29 protein-coding genes, 1 riboswitch and 1 other annotated feature are annotated in these 26,012 nt (G+C 48.8%); of the genes, 9 read left to right on the top strand and 20 right to left on the bottom strand.

All coding sequences use genetic code 11. The annotated features are described in order from the left end of the window. On the bottom strand, positions 1 to 1,175 hold a 1,175-nt coding region (locus tag J0X21_RS09545), incomplete at its 3' end, for an IS1634 family transposase (protein WP_206811962.1). Between the two features lie 208 nt (positions 1,176 to 1,383). Then, positions 1,384 to 1,632, top strand: a binding site (T-box leader). 298 nt (positions 1,633 to 1,930) lie between these two features. Between J0X21_RS09545 and aroF the strand changes: the two genes are divergently transcribed. Together aroF and pheA are read left to right on the top strand one after the other, a co-directional pair. Beyond that, positions 1,931 to 3,046, top strand: a complete 1,116-nt coding sequence (gene aroF / locus J0X21_RS09540) for a 3-deoxy-7-phosphoheptulonate synthase (RefSeq protein WP_206811961.1) — start codon at positions 1,931 to 1,933, stop codon at positions 3,044 to 3,046. Positions 3,047 to 3,072: 26 nt separating this feature from the next. Further along, positions 3,073 to 3,933, top strand: a complete 861-nt coding sequence (gene pheA / locus J0X21_RS09535) for a prephenate dehydratase (RefSeq protein WP_206811960.1) — start codon at positions 3,073 to 3,075, stop codon at positions 3,931 to 3,933. On the opposite strand, the gene thrC is transcribed toward pheA, so the two are convergent. Further along, entirely contained in the window at positions 3,925 to 5,409 is a 1,485-nt protein-coding gene (gene thrC / locus J0X21_RS09530) for a threonine synthase (RefSeq protein ID WP_206811959.1), read from the bottom strand. The two genes, pheA and thrC, sit on opposite strands and share 9 nt — an antisense overlap. Before the next feature lie 216 nt (positions 5,410 to 5,625). Between thrC and J0X21_RS09525 the strand changes: the two genes are divergently transcribed. Beyond that, a complete protein-coding gene (locus tag J0X21_RS09525; RefSeq protein ID WP_328812647.1) occupies positions 5,626 to 7,011 on the top strand; it encodes a uridine kinase family protein in 1,386 nt (461 codons plus the stop codon). Between the two features lie 57 nt (positions 7,012 to 7,068). On the opposite strand, the gene J0X21_RS09520 is transcribed toward J0X21_RS09525, so the two are convergent. The 5 genes from J0X21_RS09520 to J0X21_RS09500 all read right to left on the bottom strand — a co-directional run bounded on the left by J0X21_RS09520 (position 7,069) and on the right by J0X21_RS09500 (position 10,368). Further along, on the bottom strand, positions 7,069 to 7,254 hold the full coding sequence (locus J0X21_RS09520) for a 4-oxalocrotonate tautomerase (RefSeq protein WP_236006177.1): 186 nt from the start codon (positions 7,252 to 7,254) through the stop codon (positions 7,069 to 7,071). Positions 7,255 to 7,274: 20 nt separating this feature from the next. Continuing rightward, a complete protein-coding gene (locus tag J0X21_RS09515; RefSeq protein WP_206811958.1) occupies positions 7,275 to 7,577 on the bottom strand; it encodes a GIY-YIG nuclease family protein in 303 nt (100 codons plus the stop codon). A 4-nt stretch (positions 7,578 to 7,581) separates the two neighbouring features. After that, complete coding sequence (locus J0X21_RS09510) at positions 7,582 to 8,394, bottom strand: menaquinone biosynthetic enzyme MqnA/MqnD family protein (RefSeq protein WP_206811957.1); 813 nt, start codon at positions 8,392 to 8,394, stop codon at positions 7,582 to 7,584. Positions 8,395 to 8,398: 4 nt separating this feature from the next. Next, positions 8,399 to 9,127 (bottom strand): endonuclease III, encoded by a 729-nt coding sequence (gene nth / locus J0X21_RS09505; RefSeq protein WP_206811956.1) that lies wholly within the window; start codon positions 9,125 to 9,127, stop codon positions 8,399 to 8,401. A gap of 182 nt (positions 9,128 to 9,309) precedes the next feature. Beyond that, positions 9,310 to 10,368 (bottom strand): HD-GYP domain-containing protein, encoded by a 1,059-nt coding sequence (locus J0X21_RS09500; RefSeq protein WP_206811955.1) that lies wholly within the window; start codon positions 10,366 to 10,368, stop codon positions 9,310 to 9,312. Positions 10,369 to 10,651: 283 nt separating this feature from the next. On the opposite strand from J0X21_RS09500, the gene J0X21_RS09495 reads away from it, so the two are divergent. Continuing rightward, positions 10,652 to 11,404, top strand: coding sequence for a TSUP family transporter (locus J0X21_RS09495; protein WP_206811954.1), 753 nt, complete (start codon positions 10,652 to 10,654; stop codon positions 11,402 to 11,404). A gap of 177 nt (positions 11,405 to 11,581) precedes the next feature. Next, on the top strand, positions 11,582 to 12,118 hold the full coding sequence (locus J0X21_RS09490; RefSeq protein ID WP_206811953.1) for a flavodoxin family protein: 537 nt from the start codon (positions 11,582 to 11,584) through the stop codon (positions 12,116 to 12,118). 10 nt (positions 12,119 to 12,128) lie between these two features. Here the strand turns inward: J0X21_RS09490 and J0X21_RS09485 are convergent, their stop codons facing one another. The 5 genes from J0X21_RS09485 to J0X21_RS09465 form a co-directional block, all read right to left on the bottom strand. Further along, a complete protein-coding gene (locus J0X21_RS09485) occupies positions 12,129 to 13,076 on the bottom strand; it encodes a DUF4474 domain-containing protein (protein ID WP_206811952.1) in 948 nt (315 codons plus the stop codon). A 109-nt stretch (positions 13,077 to 13,185) separates the two neighbouring features. Next, a complete protein-coding gene (locus tag J0X21_RS09480) occupies positions 13,186 to 13,749 on the bottom strand; it encodes a hypothetical protein (protein ID WP_206811951.1) in 564 nt (187 codons plus the stop codon). A 145-nt stretch (positions 13,750 to 13,894) separates the two neighbouring features. After that, positions 13,895 to 15,004, bottom strand: a complete 1,110-nt coding sequence (locus J0X21_RS09475) for a VanW family protein (RefSeq protein WP_206811950.1) — start codon at positions 15,002 to 15,004, stop codon at positions 13,895 to 13,897. A gap of 13 nt (positions 15,005 to 15,017) precedes the next feature. After that, a complete protein-coding gene (locus tag J0X21_RS09470) occupies positions 15,018 to 15,758 on the bottom strand; it encodes a PRC-barrel domain-containing protein (RefSeq protein ID WP_206811949.1) in 741 nt (246 codons plus the stop codon). A 49-nt stretch (positions 15,759 to 15,807) separates the two neighbouring features. After that, positions 15,808 to 16,467: a hypothetical protein gene (locus tag J0X21_RS09465; protein ID WP_206811948.1), complete on the bottom strand. Its 660-nt coding sequence runs from the start codon at positions 16,465 to 16,467 to the stop codon at positions 15,808 to 15,810. A gap of 353 nt (positions 16,468 to 16,820) precedes the next feature. On the opposite strand from J0X21_RS09465, the gene J0X21_RS09460 reads away from it, so the two are divergent. Further along, the gene (locus J0X21_RS09460; protein ID WP_206811947.1) at positions 16,821 to 17,873 is read left to right on the top strand and encodes a sensor domain-containing diguanylate cyclase; all 1,053 of its coding nucleotides are present in this window, start codon (positions 16,821 to 16,823) and stop codon (positions 17,871 to 17,873) included. Between the two features lies 1 nt (position 17,874). Here J0X21_RS09460 and J0X21_RS09455 read toward each other — a convergent pair whose 3' ends face one another. The 4 genes from J0X21_RS09455 to J0X21_RS09440 all read right to left on the bottom strand — a co-directional run bounded on the left by J0X21_RS09455 (position 17,875) and on the right by J0X21_RS09440 (position 20,937). Continuing rightward, entirely contained in the window at positions 17,875 to 19,239 is a 1,365-nt protein-coding gene (locus tag J0X21_RS09455) for a citrate transporter (RefSeq protein WP_206811946.1), read from the bottom strand. A 53-nt stretch (positions 19,240 to 19,292) separates the two neighbouring features. Beyond that, complete coding sequence (locus tag J0X21_RS09450; RefSeq protein ID WP_206811945.1) at positions 19,293 to 19,922, bottom strand: YigZ family protein; 630 nt, start codon at positions 19,920 to 19,922, stop codon at positions 19,293 to 19,295. Beyond that, the gene (locus J0X21_RS09445; RefSeq protein ID WP_206811944.1) at positions 19,922 to 20,317 is read right to left on the bottom strand and encodes a thioesterase family protein; all 396 of its coding nucleotides are present in this window, start codon (positions 20,315 to 20,317) and stop codon (positions 19,922 to 19,924) included. Before J0X21_RS09445 ends, J0X21_RS09450 begins: the two co-directional genes overlap by 1 nt. A 197-nt stretch (positions 20,318 to 20,514) precedes the next feature. Beyond that, on the bottom strand, positions 20,515 to 20,937 hold the full coding sequence (locus J0X21_RS09440; protein ID WP_206811943.1) for a CBS domain-containing protein: 423 nt from the start codon (positions 20,935 to 20,937) through the stop codon (positions 20,515 to 20,517). Between the two features lie 168 nt (positions 20,938 to 21,105). On the opposite strand from J0X21_RS09440, the gene J0X21_RS09435 reads away from it, so the two are divergent. Beyond that, on the top strand, positions 21,106 to 22,314 hold the full coding sequence (locus tag J0X21_RS09435; RefSeq protein WP_206811942.1) for an aminotransferase class I/II-fold pyridoxal phosphate-dependent enzyme: 1,209 nt from the start codon (positions 21,106 to 21,108) through the stop codon (positions 22,312 to 22,314). Between the two features lie 5 nt (positions 22,315 to 22,319). On the opposite strand, the gene J0X21_RS15720 is transcribed toward J0X21_RS09435, so the two are convergent. The 4 genes from J0X21_RS15720 to ubiE all read right to left on the bottom strand — a co-directional run bounded on the left by J0X21_RS15720 (position 22,320) and on the right by ubiE (position 24,499). Further along, positions 22,320 to 22,529 carry a hypothetical protein gene (locus tag J0X21_RS15720; protein ID WP_236006176.1) on the bottom strand — a complete coding sequence of 70 codons (210 nt, stop codon included), beginning with the start codon at positions 22,527 to 22,529 and terminating at the stop codon, positions 22,320 to 22,322. After that, positions 22,522 to 23,043 (bottom strand): amino acid permease, encoded by a 522-nt coding sequence (locus J0X21_RS09430; protein WP_236006175.1) that lies wholly within the window; start codon positions 23,041 to 23,043, stop codon positions 22,522 to 22,524. Before J0X21_RS09430 ends, J0X21_RS15720 begins: the two co-directional genes overlap by 8 nt. 69 nt (positions 23,044 to 23,112) lie before the next feature. Beyond that, entirely contained in the window at positions 23,113 to 23,733 is a 621-nt protein-coding gene (locus J0X21_RS09425; RefSeq protein WP_206811941.1) for a DNA-3-methyladenine glycosylase family protein, read from the bottom strand. Positions 23,734 to 23,764: 31 nt separating this feature from the next. After that, entirely contained in the window at positions 23,765 to 24,499 is a 735-nt protein-coding gene (ubiE, locus tag J0X21_RS09420; protein ID WP_206811940.1) for a bifunctional demethylmenaquinone methyltransferase/2-methoxy-6-polyprenyl-1,4-benzoquinol methylase UbiE, read from the bottom strand. Positions 24,500 to 24,707: 208 nt separating this feature from the next. Further along, positions 24,708 to 24,816: riboswitch (TPP riboswitch) on the top strand. 65 nt (positions 24,817 to 24,881) lie between these two features. Between ubiE and J0X21_RS09415 the strand changes: the two genes are divergently transcribed. Then, the gene (locus J0X21_RS09415) at positions 24,882 to 25,172 is read left to right on the top strand and encodes a thiamine-binding protein (RefSeq protein ID WP_206811939.1); all 291 of its coding nucleotides are present in this window, start codon (positions 24,882 to 24,884) and stop codon (positions 25,170 to 25,172) included. A 7-nt stretch (positions 25,173 to 25,179) separates the two neighbouring features. Further along, positions 25,180 to 25,965, top strand: a complete 786-nt coding sequence (locus J0X21_RS09410) for an ABC transporter permease (RefSeq protein ID WP_407947641.1) — start codon at positions 25,180 to 25,182, stop codon at positions 25,963 to 25,965. Positions 25,966 to 26,012: the final 47 nt, after the last annotated feature.

Genomic DNA, 26,012 nt, shown 5'->3' with positions numbered 1-26,012 from the left:
TTTGAAATTTTAGTCGGATTCGAATCGAGTAATTTCTGAGCCCGTTCGATTTGTGAATTACGAATTTGACGTTGATAGTTTTTGTACTTGATGGAGTAAGTGACAATAAGTTTTTGTTCTAGGCCGTTTTCTTTAATCCAGCGTTCTTTAAAGAAGCATTTATCTTTATAAGTTTCCTCGTCAAGCTGAGTGATATCATAAGTTTTATCATGATCTGCAAGGTGCCAGCCTTTTGAATCAAGGGACCATTCTTTTAAATGCTTTTTTAGTTTTTTAATTGATTGGGTCGTGATAAATGCGCGTTCGCCTTCGTTGTTGAATCTTCTATTCTTTTCAGAAGCCAGTCCGGCATCTGTACAGACAACAAATTTGGAAAGTTTGAAATCGGAAAGTATTTTTTGCTCTAAGGGTTTAAGCGTAATCTGTTCATTCGTGTTGCCGCTGTTGAGACTAAAAGCAAGAGGAATGCCGTCTCCATCCATGAACAGACCCATTTGGATGATGGGGTTCGGTCGGTGTTCTTTTGAAGCGCCATACTGTTTAAGGCCGTCTTCTTGTTCGATTTCAAAGAAATAATTGGTACAGTCATAATAGAGAATACCCGTGTTTCTCTTTGAAATTTTGAGGCTGTTGCTATAAAGAGAAGACTGAATGAAGTCCATTTCTTTGGAAATGACTTCAAGTGCTCTGTATACATGCTGCAATTCAAAGTCATTTTGTTCAATGAACTTTGAGGAATGCTTATAGGTAGCGAGTTTGGAAGAAGGAAAAAGGATCCGTCCGTAAAGGAGCCGTGACAATATAGCATTCAGATTAAAAGAGAACTTATATTTTTTCGATATCTCAGCAGAAACTTTATGAAGGTTGAGTTCGTGATAGATCTGCTGGAGAAAAAGATAACCGCCGTTGAAGAAGTGTTGTTGATCTTTGGAGATTACTTTAGATGGCGAGTATTTAACGATGACTTCTCGCGATTGCTCTTTCTCTTTTTCGTTAAGGTCTTCTATGTATGATTTAGCCCATTCAATAGGGTCGCGCCCATTTAGTTTTTGCTGTAATTCGGCAAGTGTACCTAACTTTTCAACAACTTTTGTGGAACGCTTACCGTTCTCGTAAACAGATTGTATGGCATAAAGCGAAGTAGCATTTTTAGACTTGGATATACTAAGCCGCATAGCAACAATCCCCTCCAATCCCTTACATTATAACACATTACGCAAAATTACGCACTATGGATTGGAGAAAATTTGACATTTTTCCAATAAAAAAAGCCCTATTTTCAAGGCTTGTAGAGATTTTTATATAAGCGCAAGTGTCAAAGACCCGAGTTTAAGCGGTTGACACACCGTAATTCATGTCATATAATACATTATAATTAAATGACCAAAGGCAATGATGGAGAAAAGTAAGTGGCTTGCAGCTTTTCAGGGAGGAAGAGTCATCGACTGAAAGCTCTTCTATCGAGGTAACCACTGAAGTTCCCTCCGGAGCTTCCGGCTGAACTCAAAAGTAGGCTTGGACGGTTCTTCCCCGTTAGCAGGAAGAGGGTATCGGATCTCTCGGTCCCGTACCTGGTTGAGTGGGCATTTAGGCCAAGTTGGGTGGTAACGCGAGTAACTTCTCGTCCCTGCAGGGATGAGAAGTTTTTTATTTTGATACACTCCATCCCAAGTCCGGCCTCTGAAACCACCGTTCGGTAAATGTTTTTTAGAAGACAGTTTAACCGAACGAACCAGGTTATGAGTTAAGACCTGAGAATCCCGCACCTTTGTTCGAGCGGGCCTTATTAAGGCCAAATTGGGTGGTACCGCGGAAGTCCACGGCTTTCGTCCCATAGGTGGGATGAATCCGTGGGCTTTTTTGTTTGAGTAGAGTCAAGACGTAAATTTCGGTTGAAAACGAAGTGGAAAACGAAAAGGAGGAATTTCAAATGCAAAACTTACCGTTAGCCGGGTACAAACCCGAAAGAACTGAGGTCAGCGTAAAAGATATGACCGTTGGGGGACGGGAAATGATCCTTATGGCCGGCCCCTGCGCCGTAGAGTCTGAATTCCAGATGCAAGAAGCAGCTGCAGCTGTAAAAACGGCCGGAGGCACGGTCCTCCGGGGCGGAGTTTATAAACCGCGCACCTCTCCCTATGCCTTCCAGGGGTTAGGCCGCGAAGGGCTCAGGTATTTAACCGCTGCCGCCAAGGAGCGTGACTTGCTGACCGTTACCGAAGTTATCGACCCGGCCAGTTTGGAGGAAGTCCATGACCAAGTGGATATGATTCAGATCGGTGCCCGCAATATGCAGAATTTCCAACTGCTCAAACTGGCGGGACAATCCGGCAAACCGGTGATCTTAAAAAGAGGGCTGTCCGCTACCATTGAAGAATGGCTCTCGGCTGCAGAATATATTCTGGCTGAGCACAACCCGAACGTCATCCTCTGTGAACGCGGAATCCGCACCTTTGAAACCAGTACCCGCAATACCCTCGATTTAAGCGCCATTGCCGTGATTCGGAAAATTTCCCACCTGCCTGTTATTGTTGACCCCAGCCATGCCGCCGGCCACCGGGAATATGTGCCCGCTTTGTCCAAAGCCGCAGTCGCTGCGGGAGCAGACGGGCTCTTAATCGAAATGCACCCGCATCCGGAAGAAGCCAAAAGTGACGGGGCTCAGTCCTTAACTCCGAGTGAGCTTCAGCAATTAGCCTCTGAGTTGGTCACAATCGCTGCCTCCATGGGCAGAAGCATGAACGGTGCCGGCTCCGGTTTGGATTCCCTGCGCCAAAAGATCGATTCCATCGACAGCGGGATTATCGAGCTTATCGCTGAGCGGATGAACGTGGTCAAGTATATCGCGCGGGAAAAGAGCCCGGACCGTATCCGCGACCATAACCGGGAGCAAGAAATCATCAAGCGCCTGGGGCGCGTCGCAGCCGAACTGAACTGCCCCGCTGAATTAGTCCGTGAAATCTACGCTTCCATCTTCGACCATGCCATCAAAGCCCAGCTCCAGGACAAAGCCCACCGCCTGGATTCAGCGGCTTACGGACGCTAAAACTAAATTCGAAAGGAGCATACTCCATGCCTAGCATCAGTTATCTCGGGCCGGAAGGAAGTTTTTCGGAAGAAGCTTTGCTAGATTACCTGGTAATCAGGGACCAGGCACAAGGCCAAGAACAACCCGTGACTTGGGAACTACGCCCCTATCATTCGATCCGAGAAGTTTTAATGGCTTGTGCCCGGGTGGAAACGACGTACTCTTTTGCCCCGCTGGAAAATTCCCTCGAAGGGCAGGTCGGGGCAACCATGGACACGCTGAAACAGGCAGACAACTTGTTAATTGTGGGGGAATTCGTGCATCCGGTTTCCCAGTGTTTGCTTACTTCCCATCCTTTAGCCTGGAATCAGATCACCCGCGTCTATTCCCATGAACAGGCACTCGGGCAATGCCGGGAATTCCTGTCCACTTACTTGCCGCATGCCAAGCAAGTACCTCTGGCCAGCACGGCAGAAGCCGCGCGTGAAGTAGCTCAGGCAGGTTCGAACTGGGCAGCGATCGCTCCCCGCCGGGCCGCCGACCTTTATAGCCTTCATTGCCAGGCCCGCGGAATTCAGGATGCTTCGGCCAATGCCACCCGTTTTGTCTTGGTAGGCCAGGATATCCCTCCAAGCACAGGCCGGGATAAGACCTCTTTAATCATTACCACCGAGAACTCTCCGGGGGCGCTTTTCCGGGTGCTGCAGGAGTTTGCCGAACGCAAGCTCAATTTAACCCGGATTGAATCCCGGCCCTCCAAGCAAAAACTGGGAGAGTACATTTTCTTCATCGACGTGGAAGGGCATATCTCTTTCCCACCCTTGCAAGAAGTCCTGCAGATTCTTAGGGATAAGCAGCTTTTGCTTAAGGTATTGGGTTCATACCCGGCAGCGAAGTTAGCTTAAATCATTAAGATGATACGTTTCCAGCAAGACCTCTTTTAGCCCCTGGGGTTCGCATTTTTGGACACGCTGCTCGGGTTTTTCATTCAGACCCTTGAGACCGGTTGGAATTTTCCAGCCGGTTTCCTGTTCCAACCGCGCCAGCGCTTCCCATTCATCCGGGCTTTTACTCCCGCTGATGGCTTCAAGCACACTGGAAGCAAATTTGAAAGGGCTGGCCGTGGAGACAATGGCTGTATAAGTATGATCTCCGCTGGCCCGCACGTAATCTTCATACACTTTGACCGCAACCGCAGTATGGGGATCATACACGTATCTGTGTTCCTTAAAGGCACGGGCAATAACAGCCAAAACGTCGTTTTCATCCGCCCAACCCGCCCAGATTTCCTGACGGCTATTCTTCAAGGTGTCTTCATCTACTTTGAAAACTCCGCTTGCACTCAAGCTTTGATACCAGGCCTTAATTTTCTCCGGATCTTTTGCACACATTTCGTACAAAAATCTTTCGAAGTTGCTTGAAATAAGAATATCCATGGATGGGGATATTGTAAGATGGAACGCCCTCTGCGTATCATAGACTCCGGTCTCAAAGAAATCAGTTAACACCTTATTCTTGTTGGATGCGCAAATAAGCTGTCCCAAGGGAATACCCATTTTTTTCGCATAATAGCCCGCCAGGATGTTGCCGAAATTGCCGGTAGGCACAACCACATTCAGGGGAGCACCGGGTTCGATTTTCTCCTGCTCCACTGCCTGCAAATAAGTCCATACGTAATAGACAATCTGAGGCAGGAGCCGCCCCCAATTGATGGAGTTGGCTGAGGAAAAAATCATATTCTTTTGGGCAAGCTTAGAGCGCAACTCCTCAGAAGCAAATATTTCCTTAACCGCACTCTGGCACTGGTCAAAGTTCCCGTCAACCGCCACCACATAGGTATTGCTGCCATCCGTTGTGGTCATCTGCCTTTCCTGAACCGCACTGACTCCTCCGTCCGGATAAAAGACCATGATGCTGGTTCCGGGCACATTTTTGAACCCTTCGAGCGCCGCTTTGCCCGTGTCCCCGGAGGTTGCCGTGAGAATCAAGACTTGCGCTCCCTGATTGACTTGCTTCACACTCGCCCCCAGCAAATGCGGAAGCACTTGCAGGGCCATATCTTTAAATGCTGCGGTCGGGCCGTGCCACAGTTCGAGCACGCTAAAATGGCCGACGGTTTTCAGCGGGGCCGGGTCTGCTCCCTCAAATACCTCCCCCCCATAAACGGCTGCAGCCTTGGAGATTACTTCAGGCGGCATGTCCGGCAAAAACAGGGACATAATCCGTTCGGCCAGTTCCTGATAACTTAATTCGCGCAGTTCTTTCCAATTCAGGGCGGGCAAAACTTCCGGGACAAACAATCCTCCTCCCGGTACCATGCCCCAGGCAATGGCCTGTGACGCCGTTTGGCGCTCGAGATTTCCCCGTGTGCTTTCGTACAATGTAATTCCTCCAAAATAAAAAATATCTACTATATCATGCGAGAATAAACAACTGTCTTAGTATAAAATAAACATATTCAACCCATTCGTCAACTCTTGTTATAATTAGTGCATACACTTTACTCTCAGACAAAGGACATTAAAGCCTTAGAACCGGAAGGAAAACTTTCCCGCCTTGTTGAATACTTAGTAAACACAATGGAAGGTGATGCTTCTGTGATTGACAACAGTCTGCGCCAATACCGCCAAAGTATAATCCTGGGTTTAGTCCTGGCGGTGCGCGACTTATTCCCGGGCGAAGACCTGAAGGTTGCGCATTCCATTTTGGATGGTGTGTATTGTGAACTGCAAGGTTCCCTCCTATCCGTGCGGGAAGTAAAAATGATTGAGCAAAAACTGGGAGAATGGATTAAGGCAGACCGCCCGATTGTATGTAAACCGAGTTCAGACGGGTATTTCACCTGTGACTTGGATGGTTTTGAAGTCAAATCCCTCTTCCCGGCACTGGAGCGTTCCGGAACGCTCACACATTGCCGTTTGGTCCATTACCCTCCCGGATTCATCCTCCTGTATGCCGACTACGACCGGCCGGATTCCTGCCCCCTCTATGTGCCGCCCGCCAAATTATCGGCGACGTTTTCCGAATCCCAGCGCTGGGTAGAAAACCTGCGCCTTTCTCAAGTCAGGGATGTCAATGCCATTATCAAGGCCAACCGCTCGGAAGAGTTAATCACCCTGGCTGAAGCCTTGCACGAAAAGAAAATCTCCCTGATCGCGGACAGAATTCTGGAACAACGCCGCCATGTCCGGGTCATCCTCATATCCGGTCCTTCTTCTTCAGGCAAAACGACGTTTGCCCAGCGCCTCTCGACTCAGCTGAGGGTGAACGGCCTGCGCCCGGTCGCGCTTTCCCTCGATGATTACTTCGTACCGCGCGAGGAAACGCCGAAGGATTCCTCCGGCCATTACGATTTTGAAGCCCTGGAAGCCTTGGATTTACCTTTGCTTGATGCTCATATCCAGACCCTGATTAAAGGGGGCATGGTCGAAACCCCCATCTATGACTTCGTTGCCGGACACCGCCGCCCTCAGGGAAAAATGATGCACCTCGACGCCAACGAGATTCTGGTCATTGAAGGCATCCACGGCCTCAACCCGCGCCTGCTTCCTTCCCTTGAGCGGGACCAACTGTTTAAGATTTATATCAGCGCCCTCTTTCAGCTTAACCTGGACTCGTATAACCGGATTCCGACCACAGAGGTGCGCCTGATTCGCCGTATGACCAGAGATGTCAAATACCGCGGAATCACTCCGGATAAAACATTAGGCCAGTGGTGGAGCGTCAGGCGCGGAGAAAACACCAATATCTTCCCCTTCCAGGAAGAAGCCGATGTCATGTTTAATTCGAGCCTGCTTTATGAATTAAACGCCCTGCGCCCGTTTACCGAACCCCTGTTGCAGTCCGTTCCGCCGGATAGTCCGAATTATGAAGCCGCCTCATACCTCTTACGCCTGCTTTCTTTCTTTGAACCCCTGGATTCCGCCAAAGTTCCGTTTAATTCGATTTTGCGCGAATTCTTGGGCGGCGGTATCTATAACTAAAAAATGGAGAAGAACCCTCCTTAGAAACTTATCAGGAGGGTTCTTTCTTTAGTCCTGCTAGCGGTCAATGGCGAGCTTTCCGGCTTTAGCCAGATTGTCTTTGGACATGTCGCGCAAAATGATGGTTACATTCTCCGCCGGGGTGTTGACGGTTTCAACAATCGCCTGGGTCACTTTCTCCACCAAGGCTCTTTTCTGATCCAAAGTCCGCCCTTCAAACAATTCAATTTGGACGATCGGCATCCTGCTCCCTCCTTTCTCCATCATATACACTTTATCCCGCAGCCCAGGTCATGCTTAGCAGCCAGACTCCGGATCAGTTCGGGTTTAAGGATCAAATCCTCTTTGGTTTTCTTAGAGCACTTCTTAAGGATAGCCTCCAAGCGCAGCGCATCACTCCAGGTCTCGACTTCCCAGGCCTGGGCCAAGCTGACCGGCAGCCGCCCGGCTGTATATTTTGCCCCTTGCGCGGTATTATGCCGGTGCAAGCGGCGCTCAAGGTCGACCGTGGCTCCGGTATAGAGCGAGTAATCGCCGCAGCGGACCAGATAGACCCAATATCTCATATCATTAGCTCCAGAAATTAAGCCGGGGGCGGGACGGGAAAAACCCCAGCTCATAACACAAATCAAAGTAGTGCTCCAGTCCGGCCACTGAATCCGGATCCAAATCATACGAAAAGCGGGAAAAATAGTCCTGCCAAAAAGTTCTGTCTGCCCCCAGCATCTCGACACAGGCTTCATAAATGGCATCCCAGTGGCTCTGGGCTATCATTTTTGCAGCCAAAAGCAGCCGGTGAACTGCTCTCAGCTCTTCGGCCTGGTCCCGGATTAAGGCTTGCGGAAACGCCCACACGGCAAACGTCATTGCATGTCCGGTAAAGCGCCGCCATTCCTCGCCCAAGTCATAAATATGGCAGTTTGGCCGGGACTGCTCCGCTTTAATGGCCGGGTCCCCAATCAAGAGTGCAGCATCCGCTAGTTTAAACATCTCCTCTAAATTCGAAGGCAAAGTTAAGTATTTGGGGAAAACTTCGTAGAAACGCTGAAGCAAGATTTTAGCCAGGTGGACAGAGGTGGCCGAAAGGTCGGTTAAGGCCACCGTTTTGCCTTCTAATTCCTCGAGAGAAACTTTGGAAAAAAGCAGGATGGATCCGACCCTTCCCTTATTGGAAACGGAAAGGTTGGGCAGGACCGCATATTCCTGCCAGTGCTCCCCGTAAGCAAAACTACTGATGGGGGCCAAGTCCAGCTCACCGGCGGCCAACAGCCGGTTATGGCCGGATGGCTCAGCGGTGACTCTCTCCAGCAATGGATTGTCCCACTCCAGGAAATGAAACATTGGCAGCATATTCGTATTAGGATTATGTCCGATACGCAGCATGAATTCAACCTCCGTCTTGAACACCGGGGCAACGCTTGGCTAGAGGGCACAGGGAGCATTGGGGTTTGCGGGCAGCGCAAATCCTGCGCCCTTGAAAAATGAGAAGATGGTGGGCCTTGCCCCAGTTTTTACGTTCAAATACTTGTTTAAGTTCTTCTTCCACTTTGTCCGGTGTTTTTCCTTGAGCCAGTCCCAGCCTCCTGGCCACTCGAAAAACATGCGTATCCACGGCCAGAGCCGGAATGCCAAAGGCATTGCTGGCCACGACATTGGCCGTCTTGCGCCCCACCCCGGGCAGTTTTTGCAGCTCCTCCAGGTCTGCCGGAACCTTCCCCTCGTAGTCATCCACTAAGCGCCGGCAGAGCGCCAAAATGTTCTTAGCCTTATTATGAAAGAGCCCTAAAGATTTAATCCGCTCTTCCAAACCTTCCCGGCCCAGAGCCAGGTAATCCTCCGGAGTTTTCAACTCGTCAAAGAGGGACCGGGTAACCATATTTACCCGGTCATCCGTGCACTGGGCTGAAAGGATGGTCGCAATCAGCAGCTCAAAAGGGTTTTTATGCACAAGCTCGCAGTGGGCATCCGGAAAACGCTCCGCCAAGGCCTCAAACACATGCTGACCCAGCTCGCGCCTGTCCCGAAGTTCATGTTGGGGATCAGTTTCACCCTGAGTCTCCTTCCTTTGTCCAGGCTGAGAATCTTTTTTCTTAATATTTGTTGTTCTTAGATTCATTTGCTTGTCTGCTGACTCCTTTATCTCCTGATCCGTTCGGCCGTAAGATTTATCTTGAGTTTGGCCGAACGGCGAAAGTCATCCTCACCGCTTTTGTTATCTTTGAGAGTTTGCGGCTCGGCAAAAATGTCCTCAGGACACTTTCGTCACCGGAGACTTTCGTTCCTGACTCCTTAGTAATCTTAACTTAGTACTTCCGTAATAAAGATTGTCCGCTCCTTGACCATATCATATTCTTTGGCCCGATCCGCCCCAAGTTCTTCATCCGCAAACACCCGGACAACCGGCCGGGCAGGCATACTCAAATTCTGGTCGACCACAACCCCGATTTCTCCTGTATTTAGTCTGACTGTAATCCCGGTCGGATATGCAGCCACGTTTTTGAGAAAGAGCCTTACCAATTCCAGCGGGAATATTTTCTCTGCCGAAGCCATTAGAATTTCACAGGCTTCGTGCGGCATGACCCTGCGCATGCCGGAATTATCCGCCGTTAAGCGGTCATAGAGGTCCACCAGACCGACGATTTGGGCTAAAGGATGAATCTCCCCTTCTTTCAGTCCCCGGGGATAGCCGCTGCCGTTCATGGCTTCATGATGCTGAAAGGCGATATGAGCTACAATCAGGCTGAACTCTTTCTTTTTGCGCAAATCCTCAAACCCTAGAGTGGTATGGGTTTTGATCAATTCATGGTCTTCTTTGGTCCATTTCTCAGGGTGATTGAGCAATTCCGGTTCAAAATGCACCATCCCCGTATCGTGCATTAAGCCTCCGATAGCCAAAGTTTCAAGCTTCTCATGGTCTAAGAGCATGGCCTTTCCTAAAACGGTAGCCAGGACACAGACGTTGACGGAGTGGGCAAATCCGGAGTTATCCCGGCTGCGCATATCCATCATGCTTACGAGAATGTCATGCTGGAACAGGATTTTTTCCACAATCTTATTAACCACTCGTTTAAGCTCAAACCCGTTGGGGTCTTTGCCCAGGCGAATCGCTTGCGTGCTTTTCTCAATGATCTCCATGGCCTCGCGCCGGTTTTCTTCCCCGATGACATCTTCGATAACCACATCGTCAAAGCGGTCATCTTCAATATACACAATGGAAATGCCCATATCCTTCAGCTTACTGATAAAAAGAGGGGTTAACTTTACTCCTTTGCCGAGCAGCACCCGGCCTTTGCTCGAATAAATGGTCTTGCCTAATACATCCCCGATCTTAAGGGAGTTGACTCCTACCTGCCGCACTGAGGCTTTGCTCCTTCCTGACTGCAACCTTTCTGTAAGATAATCCTACACTATTTTCGCCATCTTTCACAGTCCTGTTTTCAGGAATGTTTGGACTTAGGGACTTAGGGACTTAGGGGCTTAGGGATTTAGAAATGGAAGATTAAGTTAGACTTAAGGTCTTAGAAGGTGGGATTTAGAGGTATTAGCATTTAGATTAATAATGACAGATTTGTCGATAGAGGGTATACTGAAAAAGAGTCAGAATATACAGCCGCAAACGCTAAGAAAACCGAGGTATTAAATGTTACTCTCACTGATCATCATTTGCTCACTTGGATTTATTGCAGCCGCAGTCGATGCCATTGCCGGCGGGGGCGGTCTCATCAGTCTACCCGCCCTTTTAGTGGTAGGCATCCCTCCCCACTTAGCCTTGGGCACCAACAAGTTTTCCGCAACCGCCGCTTCCATGAGCAGCGCCATTACGTTCGCCCGGTCCGGCAAGACTTCGTGGCCCATTCTTAAATGGCAGATCCCTTTTACCTTAGTTGGAGCCAGCCTTGGAGTCCTTGCCGTTTTACGCGTCAGCTCCTCTTTCCTATCCGTCGCGGTCCCGGTATTAATTCTTGTTGTTGGAATCTATACCGTGATACATAAGGAATTCGGCCTCGAAAACCGTTTCCGGGGCTTAACCCCTCTTAATTTGGTTGTAGCCTGTTCGTTTGCACTAACCATCGGTTTTTATGACGGATTCTTCGGTCCCGGAACCGGGTCTTTTCTAATCTTTGCGTTTGCGACTTTTTTAGGCTTTGACTTTCTCACTGCCTCAGCCAATGCCAAAGTGCTGAACTTCATGAGCAACCTGGCCTCATTGATTCTCTTTGCCTGGAACGGCAAGATCCTTTACCTTTACGGCATCCCCATGGCCATCTTCATGATGCTCGGCTCCTATGTAGGCTCAAAACTGGCCATAAAACGGGGCGCTGCTTTGGTTAGACCCATTTTTGTCACGATGTCTTTTTTGGTGGCCGCTAAGCTAATTTATCAGGCGTTCTAGGATTCGGTTAAAGGAAAGGATTAACGACACAGGTTCGTTAATCCTTACTTGAGCAGGAGTTATTGTGACACATTTTCGGGAAAAAGACGTCATATGAAATGTCCGGTTTATGAGAAAATAAAAAGCTCCTCTGTGGGAGCGTTGAAAGCTTAACGCAATCAAAACAGGAGGCTTAAGATGAAGGTTTTGATTCTCACCGGGAGCCCGCATGCACAGGGAACCACCGCCTTGCTGGCCGATCAGGTGTGCGTCGGCGCGCAGGAGGCCGGTCATGAAGTCATTTGTATTGGAACCGCAAAATTAAATATTCACCCATGTCTCGGTTGCTATCATTGCCGCAATTATGATGGACAATGTGTGTACGATGATGATATGAAACAAATACATTCTCAGCTCTTGACGGCAGATGCGGTGGTCCTGGTAACCCCACTCTATTATTTTGGAATGACAGCACAACTGAAGCGTGTGATTGACCGGTTTTTTGCTATCAATTCCAGCCTGCGTAATACATCAAAACGACTTCATTTAGTTGCCGCTTGCGGGGATAATGACGAGTGGGCAATGGATGCCTTAGTCGTGCATTTTCAAACCTTATGCCGTTATCTTCATTGGCAGGAAGGGGAAAAAGTTCTGGCTATCGGCGCCTATACCAGAGAGGATCTGAAAGATAGTGATTACCCCATGCTGGCAAGAAAATTGGGCGCAGATCTCTAATTATCACGGATTATTTTGACTCAAATTCTGCCGGGGGCGAAGACTCATTAAGGGTATTCTTATTACTCGCAAAGACAGCCAGAATAATTGTTCCCATCGTAATGACAACGGCCATGATTCCGAATAACCTCTTGGTTTTCCCTAATTTCGTGATTTTATCAAGCATTTCCGGGGCTTGTTCTTCAATAGCCTTTATCTGATCACGGATGTCTACCTTGCCCCGGGTAATTTCCCGAAACTTATTGCATAAGAGTTCATTCTTTCTTTGAATGATCCAATCCGTTTCCGGGGTACGGGTAACAGGCTGCGGACTTTTGGGAACATCGAAGGTTAAACTGACCTTATTATCATTAACCGTAAATTCTGTTTCCGCATACCCGGTTTTTTTTAATCCAGAGATGAAGGCATCCCGCATGTCCTCATTGCTTAATGTCAGCTGGATATCCATGCTTAACTCAGCAGGTTCTGAAAACTCACCCAGCCTAAAGCCGGTAAGCCACCAGTGTTTATCCTCACGAGAAAATAAGGGTTTGCTGTTCTTTTTTAATACAAATGACATGGGCAGAAGTTCTGCATCCTCTACCGAATTGTAAAAAGTACCTTTGAAAAGGTCGGGGATGTTCACATCAAAGGCTCCGGTAAAAACTCCGATTTCACAACCGGTTACTAAATCATACTGCCCTTTCCAGAATTCGATGAGCCATTTCTTGCCCTGATAGTCAAAGTAAACCGGTTCACTGTCGACAATCATCCCTAAAGGTGCCGCCGTTTCATCATAGAGGCGGCAGTATCCGACATAACGCTGCCAGGCATCAATATCCGAATAAAAAATATCTTGATCCGGGTCATACGAATAGCCGGTGATCTCGATAACCTTATCTATTTCGGGATACCCCGTTTCTTCCGATGCCAAATTCTGGCCGTTCTTTTGAACGGATTTCGGTATCTTAATAATCATTCCAGTCGCCCCCTTAATCTATAGTATTGATGTACTTAAAGCATGGTGAATAGCTTAAGGGGGCAGAAAAGAAGAACTGCCGGATTAGATTTGGATGATTATAACGCCCTTAGTCCCAGCGTAAAGAGCTGAGTATGTTATGGATTTGCTGCACTTGGGCATCGGTAAAAGATTGAGTATCTACGTAAAAGGATATCCTCAGGACCTCAGAATTCCCAGCTTTGTCTGCCTTCCCGTCATTATCAGACTTTTTCAGCCAATATTCTTTCGCAGAGATAGTGTACAAATCTCCGAAGGCTGCGTTCCATTCATTTAGCAAACCGTTTAGGCCGGCATATGTTATGGATTTGAGGGAATAGGCATTAAAATCAAATGTACTCACATTTTTACTGGAAGTTAAAAATTTTTCCAAATCATCTAAACGCCACAACTGGATATAACCCCGGAACAATAACTCCTCGTCATGAAAGTTCAGACCGGCTGCAAGCTGACCCCCTGGTTCGAAATAGTCTTGCGCAATTTTCATCGACTTGGGAAGCTGAACAGCTAAGCGCTCGTTAAACGTCTTTTCGATGATACGGGCATTCTGACCGCTCACACTAAGCCAAGGGGTTGGCCGTGAGACCAGGATCAAAACACTTAGCACTAAGAATAAACCCAGACATTTTTTCACCTTAATCTTCCTTTCTTCTTTTATTAGTTCATTTTTATTGAGGGGGCTTGGATTCTAGAATTGAAAAGAAAAAAGCCTTCTGTCATTTAATAAACAGAAAGCTTTCTAGACAACCGTATTTAAATCTATCTTTAGTAACTCCAAACTACTTGGGATCATTGACCCAATCCTTGGGCTGAACTGGGTAACCGTCCGGGCGTTTAAGCGCCGGATGCTTGTCGTCAGCAACTCCAAACATCCTAATTCTAACCCAATTGCTCCCGGTACGGGCACTAATAAGTAGATAACCCGCCGTATCATTGCGCAAGCGAAAGTCCAACGTCCCGTAGGCAACGGTCGCATCTTGTCCCCTAGGGACATAGTATACCGGCAGGCTATGGGTATGCCTCTCTTCAATCGCCAGATTGGCTTGTCTGGCAGCCTGGTAAAGCGTTGTGGAGTCCTGACACACTCCGCCTCCATCTGCTTTAATCACTTCATTGGCCGAAAATATATAGGCCGGTAGATATCCTGAAGCTGCCGTCCTTTCTCCCACCCTCTGATTAAAGGAAAGCACTTCACCCGGAGCAAGCAACAGCCCGTCTAAGGCTGCGGCAGCTAAGCGCACATTATTGGTACGCTCTTTGTCCTTAGGATTAAAATAGCTTGTATAATCCCCTAGAATATCTTTTATGGCTTCGACGTCAGCATCATTTGGGTGGGCCGGAATTTCAGCGACTGAGAGAGAAACCTGTTGTCCGCCAGGGTTGAGCAAACGCTGCCACGATTGCTCGAGGTTAAGCTCCAGCCCTGTTTGCCCGCCATGTCGAACCAGCTCGCCCCCTTCATAGGCAATAGAAGCCGGAAGCGGTTTGCGGTTGATCTTGGTCTTCAGGTTTTCAATTTGGGGCATGATCTCTTCCCTAAGGATAAGCTCGGGCTGCTCCCTGCTCAGCTTTCTTGCCAGCATGCGCAAAGGGGCAGTAAGTCCGGACTCCGGCTCATATTGCTGATGCAGCCAGTCTTTTAGAGCTTGGCGCGAGCGCGTCGTGTCTAAAGGAAACTTGCTTCCGTTATACATGACATCGGTCGGAATCAACTGCTCAAGTTCAGCCCAAGCTTCACTTTCAGGTAAACCGGACAAATCTTTCCCCCACACCCGGAGCCCGGAAGGGGCTTTATCATGTTTCAATCCATAAGCGATGGAACTGCCGACGAAAACTGTGAATAAGACTTGCAGTACCAGCAGGCCTGTTAATAAATGACCTTTTTTCATTTTCCTAAAAGGATCAGTTCTTGCTTAAGTAAGAGGTAATTTCCATCAATGTCGAACGTGATGTAATTTTCCTGATGGTATCTTCGCTCATTGGCTGGCCTACGGGCAATACTTCTCCATTGTCCAGAGTGATATCCTTGTCCACGCTTTTGCCGACAAAATATTGCAATTGGCGCTGCTCAAATAAGTTAAAGCCGCCGTCCGTATCATCGGTATTGGAAGAATCTTTCTCTTCCTGGACAAACGCAGCTGCAGGAGCCGTTGCATTAGCCAAGGCAGCAGCAGCCGGAAGCAGGTCATCTACAATGAGCAGTTCCTTGCCGAAGGTAATGACTTGTTCTGAATTAACCTGATGCTGGCTGCCGTCACTGTCAACAAAGATACATTGCTCGATTTTAGCACTCTCTTCATGAATTAAGAATTCTTGCGTTTCCCCAATTAACTGACCTTTCTTGGTCAAAACCTTGGTGCCAATGACACGCACATCTTGACGGAGCAGTTCTTGGACATTCAGGTTGTGAGCGACATCCTGAATTACTTTCGGATCCGGAATGGTTAAGGCAAATTCTCCTAGTCCAACCACATCACTAAAAGCAATGACTTTAGCACCGAAATAGTCTGAAGCTTGGTCAGTGATAAAGAAATCCACCGTACCTGTCTGGGGATTGAGCACATAGTCCTTGATCTGTCCTACTTGGGTACCATCGGCAACGCTGATAATTCTTAAACCAATAATCTCACGGGTCGGCTTCATGGGCAAATTCCTCCTCTAAAATTAAAATAAAGTAAAAATATATTAGTTCTTAGCCAAGCAGGTTCTCCTTACTTAGCCAGGCACTTAATTGAGTCCGTTGCTCATGTGCAAGAAGCCGTTCATACTCCGGCCAATAATGCATTAGCAGTCCTTGGGCCTGATCTCTTTTATTCACAGTCAGCCACAGGCTGCACGCATCCATAATTAAGTAAAATGCCAAATCCGGTTCCGGATGCAAACTCAGAGCACGGGTAAACCACTCCGCCGCTGATTGAAAGCGTCCGGCATTTTTGGCCGCAAATCCGCAATTAATCAGGTCTTCTAAAGTAATCTCCGGCTCAGGCTCGGCCATTGGCTCAGCTTCAGCGTTTGTTTGAGACGACTCGGTGCGTATTTCAGATTCAACAATCATCTCAAGCTCTGTCTCCGGTTCGGTCATCTGCTCTGACTCCGTCTCTGTCATCTGCTCAAGTTCCACTGTTGGGACTGTTTCAGCCATTGCCTGAGATAGCTTTTCTTCATTCAAATTCGCCGGCATGGATTTCTCCGAAATTATTTCTTCCGATGCCGGCGGAGTATCGGCCTTCCGCCAAAACGCGGGCGAAATAGTTGTTAAGGCTGTAATTCCCAGCCACCACAAGACAAAGTTATAACGCAGGGCCAAAGGGAGGAGCATTACTTCTGCAGTCAGGACAAAGCCAATAAACAACCCATCTTTCTTCCGAAAACCGAACCCGGTTGCCAATCTATTTAAAAGCACAATAAAAGGGATGCTGCCTGCAGCTACAGCAACTTCATAAACTAAAATGAGAGTTCCCCTCCTTACTTTCTCTCCCTCGAATTATTCGACAGTTCTCAAGCTTTCTCCTTCTATGTAGTGCAAATATCCTAGTATATACCGTGAAAACCTTCAGAATTTGATGAAATAGCTTTTAAGATTGACTCATGAAAAATATAATTGGGTAGAGGAATATCAGGGTTTGCAGAGAATAATAAATAGCATCGGCAACGTGGGATTTCTTGGCTATTTAGAAAGTAATAGTCTGTGGGCGGAGGCTTGCTATGCCGGACAGAAATTCACCATCTGACCAGACCGTGAAACAACTGCAGGAAAAAATTCACTTTCTTGAAACCCGGTTAGAAGAAGTTCATCTCTACACCCATGTTCTGCTTGAAATTGTCAGAGCTTTGAACTCCTCTCTCGATACACGGGTTATTGCCAATAATATTATCAGTGCCATCTCTGCTTTGGTCGCGGTGGAAAAGGTGACTGTCTGTCTATGTGTGGATCTGGACAAATCGTTTGAAGTCATTGGGATTTTTGATTCTTCAACCCCTTATCCCAAGCTCCCACCCCACTACGATTACTCATTTATTAGACAGGTTGTCGGGAATGAGAAAACGTATTATAACCCCAGGCCCAACCATGAAGACCCGTGGGGATTGGTTTGCTGCCTGCCGCTTTTAAATGCTCAGCGTAAAATAGGGTGTATCAACATTCATTCCATTCGCCAAGCGGAAATAACCCCGGCCCAAATGGAGTTTCTGGAAACACTGGCCGGTTACGCAGCCTCAGCCCTGCACAATGCCCTGCTCTATGCCATCGTCCAAAGAGATTCGATCACAGACGGCTTAACGGAAATATACAACTACCGGTATTTTCAAAAGAGATTGCGTGAGCAAATATCTCTTTGTCAAAGACGCCAGCCTCACGCCTCCCTCGGCTTGCTCATTCTCGATGTAGATAATTTCAAGAGCTTCAACGACCGCTATGGCCACCAATTTGGGGATACCGCGCTCAAGACCGTTGTGAAGATCTTAGCGAGTCATTTGCGCGAAGAGGATATCTTGGCCCGTTACGGTGGGGAAGAATTTGTCCTTCTGGTACCGGATGCCACAACCGAGAGCATTAAGTCAATCAGTGAAAAAGTTCGCAACCTCATTGAATTCACCAGAATTATCAACCCTGACAATCAGGAGGATGTTTCCATTACCGTAAGTATCGGTGCCACTTTATGGCGTCCGGAGGATACCGTGACTTCATTTATTGCCCGCGCGGACCATGCGCTATACCGGGCCAAGAATACGGGACGCAACCAAAGTATATTAGAATAAGTTATAACCTCATCATGGTCCAGAAATAAGCCACCGCTAAAGCCGTAAAGTAAGAAGGAAGATTATACTTAACTAATTTCTGGGCTTCCACTCCGGCCACTGCGGCCGTCACCGCAGCAAACCCCCAGGGAATCAGGACTGCACCCGTCCAGACTGCTGTAATTTGGCCTAAGACTGCCAAAGGAGCTAAAGGCAGACCGGCCGCATGACTAAAAGCAACAGCGATTCCTCCGGTGAGCGGCAGCCCGGAAAAACCCGATCCATCCATTGAACCGAGCATCGCAGTCAGCATCACAAACACCCCGGCCAGCCATTTATTGAACGGGAACACCTGCGCGAGCGTGGTGGCATAATCACTGAAAAATCCCGGTTCCTGGCGGTTAAAAACGGCAAAAGTGCCGGTGGCAGTGCCCATGAAAAAAAATCCGGCCATTATAATAATCGGGGTGAATGTGCTAATTGAAAAGCGCAACCCGTGCCTGACATATTCCACAAATGTGGAAAACGCTTTCCCCCGGTCTTTCATGAGTGTGCTCAGAATCAAAATGATTAGGGTGACTCCTCCGGTAATGGCACTGGCTCCGTCCCCTTTGATTTTTCCGGCAATTAAAATCGCAATCGTCACAGCATATCCGCCGAGTACCAGATATCCGATAATACGGGCCTTAGGGTCCGTTTTTTGGTGTGTTGAACCATTATTCCTGAGTCCTTGTTGCGAAACACTTGGGGTGCCTTGTAACTTATACAAACGCCTTTGCCGCCAATCTCCGACCACCACTGCAGCCAGGCCGCTGATCAATACCAGAGGCCACAGCGCCTCCAGTACTCTGGCTAAGGGCAGCCCAGTTGCTTTGCTTAACAAAGAGGGCGCTCCTTGGATTACAAAATCACCTGAAAGACCAAGCCCCTCTCCGAAAATTGACAAACTCATTGCTAATGCCATAGGATTCAGACCGGATTGACGCAAGGTCGGCACCAACACCGCTCCCAACAAGGTTACAGCAGGTGTCGGCCATAGGAGCAAGGTCATGACCCACATCGAGATTCCCAAAACCCAATAACTGATGACCGGTCCCCGTAAGTTTTGCAAAGGGCGGGTCAGGATCACATCGGCCCCACTATCCTGCAGCAGTTTCGTCAGGGCCACCACCATCCCGATTAATAAGATGATGGTCAAAAGATTCTGCATGGAAAGTAAAAGGGCGCGAAACATGATTTCAAGGGCTCCGGGAAGATTGAGCGTCTCCGCCAGCCCCACCGCCAGAATTCCCAAGACTCCGGGCAATATCGGTTGTTTGCGCGCAATCAGACTGGCAATGATGGCTGCAATAAAACCTAAAAAAACCCAATGAGCCAGCGTAAACAAGGAAGACCACCACCTTAGGCTCATAGTGTGGCCTTATCCACTTCTTTCTATCCCTAATTCCCGGGGCGCCAGACTTCAGCGTCTCTTTCCCAAGCGACTTGCCCAGCAGTCAGCTCAGTCAGCCACTTTCCGAACCCTTCAGCTTCTGCCAAAGGGATATACACTTCCAGTTCAATGAATTCCAGGAAAGTTTCCTTGCCGGTCTCCCACCCGCGCTGGCTCAAATGGTATCTAAGCTGGTCGTACCAGGCATACGAAATTTTGAGCTGAAATACCACAAACGGCTGCAGCATTTTAAGGGGTGCAAGTTCCAAGACCTCGCGCGCCGTGGACCCATACGCCCGGGTTAGCCCCCCTGTCCCCAGCAGAATACCTCCAAAATAGCGCACGACAATCACCAATACATTCCAGATCTGTTTATGTTGCAGTACATCTAAAATCGGCCGTCCGCCTGTACCTTGCGGTTCCCCGTCATCTGAGGCTCTCTCAAGCAGTCCTTCCTTTAAACGGTAGGCATAAACATAGTGGCGGGCATTCGGGTATTGTTCCCGAACGGCTTGAAACGCATCCTCAATTTCCTGGCTATTGGCAACCGGGGTTGCTATCCCAATAAAGCGCGACTTATCAATCACCTGTTCCCAGGTTCTAGTTTCAGGAACAACAAAGAAATGATCCGAGTGCATTAGGCTCCCTGTTCCTCTCTTTTGGCATTCACCTTTTCCAAGAATTTAGCACTGTCAATTATGAATCGCTCATGCCTGCCTTCCCCGATCTTTTCTTTTTCATCATAAGCTTCGACCTTAAAGACTAAACGGCGGCGATCAATTTCTATCACCTCGGCAACCGCCCACACCTTTAAGCCTAGGGGAGTGGCAGCTAAATGCCTGATCTCAAGTGCTGTACCGACACTTGATTCTTCCGGTCCTAGGTTAAGTGCATGAACTGCAGCCTCTTCCATCAGTGCTACCATAGCCGGTGTGGCGAATACCTCAACCAGCCCGCTTCCCAAAGCCTTCGCCGTATTAAGTACCGTTACAATTGTCTCAGCTCGGCCGATTTGCCCGATTTCTATAGACATGTTGATCCCCTCCACCTGAAACCTTGTTATTACGAATTATATCACATCACCTAAACCGTTTCTCAAAAAATGCAAGAATAGCGACAAATAGAAGAGCGTTCAGCCGCCTTTAGGCCAAACGCTCTTCCTTATTAAAAGCTGCTGTCAAAGTCGGTTATCAATAAGATTTCCCGCTTTGCCGACAGTGCTTCTCCAACTTAGTGGTGAACCCCTTGAGAAATGTCACTGAGAGCTTCTCCCGCCTCGTCCACATGGATCTGCTCGACCGCTAAATCACCCAAAGCGATGATTCCGATAAGTATTCCTTGCTCAACCACCGGGAGACGCCGGATTTGCTTACTGGACATGAGATCGGCCGCTTCATGGATATCCGCATCCGCGCCAATCGTCGTGACATTTTTGCTCATGACTTCCGAGGCTTTCATAGAATTTACATCGTGCCCCATGGCCACGGCCCGGATCACAATATCCCGGTCCGTAACCATCCCCAGTAAACGGTCCTGCTCACACACCGGTACAGAACCAATATCCTCTTGTTTCATCATCTTCGCCACATCCATCAAAGTTGAATTAGGAGTGGCGCACTGAACCTCTGACGTCATGATATCCCGTACTTTCATCTGAATTCCTCCTTAATCGTTTAGTCACGCTTTAGTTTGAACGAATCCCTTAAAATCATGCGCACCAGAACATATTTTACCCTTAAAATCCCACTTATAGCATTCTTATCGATGCACAAACTAACGACAAATCATTAAATCATCATTTAGAAAAGCAGGGGTTATACTATGAAACACTCAGAAAAATTAAAACACCTTCCCCCATACCTATTTGCTCAACTGGATCAGCTGATTCACGAAAAAAGCGCACAGGGACAAGACTTAATCGTGCTTTCGAAATCAGACCCTGACCGTCCGGCCCATCCTAATGTGGTGGTAGTTCTGCGGGAGCAGGCCGTCGAACCCTTAAACCACCACTATCCGGATTTTGACGGCCTCAAACTGCTGCGCGAGCAGACCGCATCCTGGTATCAAACCCAGCATGGAGTAACCCTGGACCCGGAGCATGAAATCCTTCCCCTTATGGGTTCAAAAGAAGGCATCGTGCATTTCTGCCAGGCCTGGCTTGACCCGGGAGACATCGCCTTAGTTCCCGATCCGGCCTTTCCCAGCTATCGCACCGGTGTCATCCTGGCAGGGGGCAAGCCCCATTTGATGCCGCTCAGGGAACCGGATTACCTGCCGGATTTCCGGGAAATTCCCACGGACGTCGCCCGCCAAGCCAAGCTCATGTTTCTGAACTACCCGAATAACCCAACAGCCGTCACGGTCTCACCGGGTTTTTGGCAGGAAGCCTTGGAGTTTGCCCGGGATTTTGATATCATCCTGGTCAATGACCATGCCTATGCTATGACCAAATTTGACCCGGATGTCGCTCCCAGTGTGTTGTCCGTGCCAGGAAGCAGGGAACGCTCCCTGGAGTTTTTCACCTTTTCCAAAGCCTATCATATGGCTGGCTGGCGCTTGGCCGTGGCAGTGGGAAATGCTGAAATCGTCAGAGGGCTGAAGGTGATTGAGACCCATGTCAACGCCGGCATATTTAACCCGATTCAGTACGCAGGAGCCGAAGCCCTGCGCTTAAGCACCAAACCCCATTTCTTTATGGCGGAGAATCAGGCATACAAGCAACGGCTCATGCACCTGGTAGAATTCTTTAATTCCTGGGGCTGGAAACTTAAAGTGCCGAAAGCCACAGTTTATCTCTGGGTTCCGGCACCGGCTGATATGGACGGAGATGAATTTACCCGTTTTCTCTTAGACGAAGGGAATGTCGTGGTCGCTCCCGGAAGCGGATTTGGGGAGGAAGGAAAAAATCATGTACGTTTCTGTGTCACCTACGCCGATGAAACCATTGACCAGGCGCTTAAAGCCATGGACACCGCTTTTAAGAAAACCGGCGTTAAAGCTCCGTACTCTCCCCATCACGCGGCCCGGTAGGCTCTTTATACTGAATGCGGTACAGCCCTGATCGACTCTTGCCGGGACTGATGGTGGTAGGGTACACTCGTCACCAGAATGCTTTTACGGAAAAGCAATAAGACTTTGATCAGTTGGCCGGTTTGATTGTGCAAAAGGTTGTGCCACAGCTTAGCCGGGACATATTCCGGAATTGCAACGGTAATCGTTTCAAAACGTCCCTGCTGTTCAAGCAAAGACCAAAAACACCAGGAAGGAAACCACTCCGCCAAAACTAAAGATCCCAAAATCGGAAGCCCATCTTTGCTCTTTCGTTTTCCAGGTATGAAGGGCCAGGCCGATTCCGGTCAAAGCAAAGGACAATAGCACCCCGATGGCGTATAAGGAGAGCATCATGTGCGTATCTCCCTGAAAAATAAGAATAAGCGTCAAGGATACAAGGAGAAGCAGCCAAATTCCGGTATTATAAACTAAGCGGTCCCCCAGGTTTTTGAAATAGCGCGGCACGTAGCTGTCACGGGCCATCAGGATTAATAAGATTGGGAGCCCGGCAAACGGAGTATTGGCAGCAATTACTAAAATGGCAGCCACTGTTCCCATATAACCCTCTGAAGAAATGATGTCCGAGCCAAAAATCGGGACTCCGCCCCCTACTCCTACCTTAGCATGCTCGGCATTCTGGGTTGAAAGCGGATGACCGAAAATCAAAGTGCGAAGTTTAAGCCAGATAATTGTGTTCGATGTGGCCATCTTGCAAAGTTCCTCCACCTTATCATCTTATGTATTATAGAGGCCCACCCCCATCTAACCGGATATCGGCTAGGCTCTGCCGTCGTTTTCCAAACTCCGCCAGAGGTACCAGGCAGCGGCGGTTTCATGCGGCGCCCAAGCCTGGAAATACCCTTTGACCGCATCGGGCGCAGGCAGCTCCGGCAGCCGGTACAAACCCTGAATCGCCTTGCGAATTCCGAAATCTGAGGCCGGAATAACCCGGGGGCGATTCAGGGAAAAAATCAGGAACATCATCACGGTCCAGTCCCCGATTCCTTTGACTCTCGTCAGAATCACCCTGATTTCTTCTTCCGGGAGTTCTCCAAGCCGTTCCAAGGGAATCTGTTCCTGAAGACAGCCTTGTGCCAAGGCATGCAGAGTCTCTCCTTTCCGTGCAGATATCCCCAGAGCCCGCAATTCGTCGAGACTCACATTCACTAAAACTTCCGGAGTAAGTCTATGGTGGACTCGGGCCAGCAGGCGGTCAGCTAACGAGCGGGCGACTTTCCCGGAAATCTGCTGGGCCAGGATGCTTTCACACAACTCCCGAAAATACTCTGTGTGGGGCTCAAACGGACAGATTCCCCACCGTCGTACCACCGGCCCCAGACATTCATCTTCAGAGAGGAAAGCAAAAGCCGCTTTGGCATCTAACCTGTTCGCATCCACCCTTTTATCCTCTCCCCATCTTAATTCTTTATTACTTCCCTTCCTTGGCCGGCGGTTTCCTACCATAGACCACAGCCACAACCCCTCCGGCCAGATTCCGGTAGCCTGTCTCTGTTAGGCCGCACTCGCTGAATATGCGGGCCAGGAGGTCCTGGGAGGGAAAAGTGCGGGCCGAATCATGGAGATAGCGGTAAGCGCTTTTCTTGCCGGCCCACAATTTTCCCATGGCCGGAACCAGTCTTTCAAAATAAAGCCAGTATATTTGTTTGAAGACCGGCAGCGAAGGCTTGGCCATATCCAAAGAGACCACCCATGAACCCGGCTTGACCACCCGGGTCATTTCCTGAATTCCCCTATTAAGGTCAGGCAAATTGCGCAGACCCCAGCCCACTGTAGCTCCGTCAAAGCTGTTGTCCGCAAAAGGCAAAGCCATGGCATCGCCCTGGAGCAAGGTAATATTTTGAGCCGGGGAATTGTGTTGAACAAGGATTTTTGCCTCAGCCAGCATCTTCTCCGAAAAGTCTACCCCCGTGACCTTGCCCTTCGGCCCCACGGTCTTCGCCAGTTCCAAAGAAAGCTGGCCGGTGCCGCAGCACACATCCAGCATATTGGCACCGGGCTTAGCTTTGGCATAATACACGGCCACCTTGCGCCAGTGCTTGTCCATGCCCAGGCTCATCAAGGTGTTCATTAAGTCATAGCGCCGGGCAATGGTATTAAACATATCCCGGACATAAGTCGCCTTGTCTTTCCCTGCAAAATCCATTTTAATTCTCCTTGAAACTTAGTTTCCAATGATTATCCACATGCTAATACTATGCAAAATACCGCTCTTTGTCCAGAGTATATCCCATGTGCTACAGATTATCCGAATTATATCTAATGTCGAAGAAAAAGGTAATCATCCGAATTTTCAGAGATATTAGAGATTGCATTTTTTCTCTGGTTGTGCTAGGATAGGCCTAGAATTCAAGAGAGAGACTCAAGGGAGCTGGGGCAGCCGGCTGAGAGGGACGACCTATTCGTCCGACCTTAAACCTGATCTGGGTAATGCCAGCGTAGGGAGGTGTAGGCAGCCGCATTTCAGTGCGGTTTTATTTTTTTAAAAGTGTAGTAAAACGCAACTTAAAAAGAGAGAAGGGGTAAATATGCCTAAGATTACCATGTCCTTTCAGGTCATTCCGTTTGTGGAAGAGTCCCGCATCTACGAGGTGGTCGATGCGGCCATTGAAGTGGTCGCTCAAAGCGGGGTCACCTACGAAGTAGGGCCGTTGGAAACCGCCATGGAAGGAGAGCCTGAGACCTTATGGCGCATCATCCGGGAAGCCCAGAATGCCTGCATCCAAGCCGGGGCTTCCCGCGTCCTGACAAATATCAAGATGGATTACGTTCCTTCCGGTTCCACGATTGCCGAAAAAATTGAAAAATACCGGGGGTAGATAACCTGTGGACAAGTACCGGAGCCAAGGATTGTCTCTATCCGGAATCCGCCGCAATTTCCCTGCCTTCATCTTACTCATTCTTGTGCTCTTACTATGGGAAATCGTGGTTAAAGGCCTTAAAGTTCCCTTATGGCTTTTGCCCGCTCCCAGTCAGGTGGGCAAAGCGCTGTGGCAGACAAGGCATCTGCTTTTGCAGCATACCTTCACCACGGTTCTGGAGACGACCGCCGGATTTGGGCTGGCCGTGGCCGCCGGAATCCTCACCGGCCTGCTCATGGGGATATTTCCTTCGGTTAAAAGGCTGTTTTATCCGTTTTTGATTATTTCCCAAACCATTCCTCTGATTGCGGTCGCCCCTCTCCTAATTCTCTGGCTTGGTTACGGCCTTCTGCCCAAGATTATCACTGTCATTCTGGTGTGCTACTTTCCGGTGACTATCAGCCTCCTGGAAGGGCTGGAAGCCAGTGACCCGGACTACACCCGGCTTTTGCGCTCAATGGGCGCGAGCCGCTGGCAAATCCTGCGCTTGGTGCGCTGGCCCCATGCTTTGCCTTCCCTCTTCGCGGGGCTTAAAATAGCCGCCACCTACAGCGTCATGGGCGCAGTCATCGGGGAATGGCTCGGTGCCAGTTCCGGGCTCGGGGTCTATCTCACCAACTCATCCCATTCTTTTCTGACAGACCGGGTGTTTGCCGCCATCTTTACGATTACTGTCTTAAGTTTTGTTTACTTTCTGGTGATTTCTCTTCTGGGGCGCTTGGCCCTGCCCTGGTTGAAAATAGAGAAGTGAATAAAATTAGGCATTCAGAATTCAGTAGTCAGAATTCAGTAGGGATT

This window comes from Paradesulfitobacterium ferrireducens (assembly GCF_017310645.1).
GTDB classification, from domain to species: domain Bacteria; phylum Bacillota; class Desulfitobacteriia; order Desulfitobacteriales; family Desulfitobacteriaceae; genus Paradesulfitobacterium; species Paradesulfitobacterium ferrireducens.
Note: the sequence above shows the minus strand (reverse complement) of the source record. Positions and strands in the feature narration are given on the sequence as shown.

What these genes read in the sequence shown, in the direction of transcription:
- aroF (WP_206811961.1), top strand. Translation starts at nt 1,931, where the DNA reads ATGCAAAACTTACCGTTAGCCGGGTACAAACCCGAAAGAACTGAGGTC.
- pheA (WP_206811960.1), top strand. Translation starts at nt 3,073, where the DNA reads ATGCCTAGCATCAGTTATCTCGGGCCGGAAGGAAGTTTTTCGGAAGAA.
- J0X21_RS09520 (WP_236006177.1), bottom strand. Translation starts at nt 7,254, where the DNA reads ATGCCGATCGTCCAAATTGAATTGTTTGAAGGGCGGACTTTGGATCAG.
- J0X21_RS09515 (WP_206811958.1), bottom strand. Translation starts at nt 7,577, where the DNA reads ATGAGATATTGGGTCTATCTGGTCCGCTGCGGCGATTACTCGCTCTAT.
- J0X21_RS09510 (WP_206811957.1), bottom strand. Translation starts at nt 8,394, where the DNA reads ATGCTGCGTATCGGACATAATCCTAATACGAATATGCTGCCAATGTTT.
- nth (WP_206811956.1), bottom strand. Translation starts at nt 9,127, where the DNA reads ATGAATCTAAGAACAACAAATATTAAGAAAAAAGATTCTCAGCCTGGA.
- J0X21_RS09495 (WP_206811954.1), top strand. Translation starts at nt 10,652, where the DNA reads ATGTTACTCTCACTGATCATCATTTGCTCACTTGGATTTATTGCAGCC.
- J0X21_RS09490 (WP_206811953.1), top strand. Translation starts at nt 11,582, where the DNA reads ATGAAGGTTTTGATTCTCACCGGGAGCCCGCATGCACAGGGAACCACC.
- J0X21_RS09485 (WP_206811952.1), bottom strand. Translation starts at nt 13,076, where the DNA reads ATGATTATTAAGATACCGAAATCCGTTCAAAAGAACGGCCAGAATTTG.
- J0X21_RS09475 (WP_206811950.1), bottom strand. Translation starts at nt 15,004, where the DNA reads ATGAAAAAAGGTCATTTATTAACAGGCCTGCTGGTACTGCAAGTCTTA.
- J0X21_RS09470 (WP_206811949.1), bottom strand. Translation starts at nt 15,758, where the DNA reads ATGAAGCCGACCCGTGAGATTATTGGTTTAAGAATTATCAGCGTTGCC.
- J0X21_RS09460 (WP_206811947.1), top strand. Translation starts at nt 16,821, where the DNA reads ATGCCGGACAGAAATTCACCATCTGACCAGACCGTGAAACAACTGCAG.
- J0X21_RS09450 (WP_206811945.1), bottom strand. Translation starts at nt 19,922, where the DNA reads ATGCACTCGGATCATTTCTTTGTTGTTCCTGAAACTAGAACCTGGGAA.
- J0X21_RS09445 (WP_206811944.1), bottom strand. Translation starts at nt 20,317, where the DNA reads ATGTCTATAGAAATCGGGCAAATCGGCCGAGCTGAGACAATTGTAACG.
- J0X21_RS09440 (WP_206811943.1), bottom strand. Translation starts at nt 20,937, where the DNA reads ATGAAAGTACGGGATATCATGACGTCAGAGGTTCAGTGCGCCACTCCT.
- J0X21_RS09435 (WP_206811942.1), top strand. Translation starts at nt 21,106, where the DNA reads ATGAAACACTCAGAAAAATTAAAACACCTTCCCCCATACCTATTTGCT.
- J0X21_RS09430 (WP_236006175.1), bottom strand. Translation starts at nt 23,043, where the DNA reads ATGGCCACATCGAACACAATTATCTGGCTTAAACTTCGCACTTTGATT.
- ubiE (WP_206811940.1), bottom strand. Translation starts at nt 24,499, where the DNA reads ATGGATTTTGCAGGGAAAGACAAGGCGACTTATGTCCGGGATATGTTT.
- J0X21_RS09415 (WP_206811939.1), top strand. Translation starts at nt 24,882, where the DNA reads ATGCCTAAGATTACCATGTCCTTTCAGGTCATTCCGTTTGTGGAAGAG.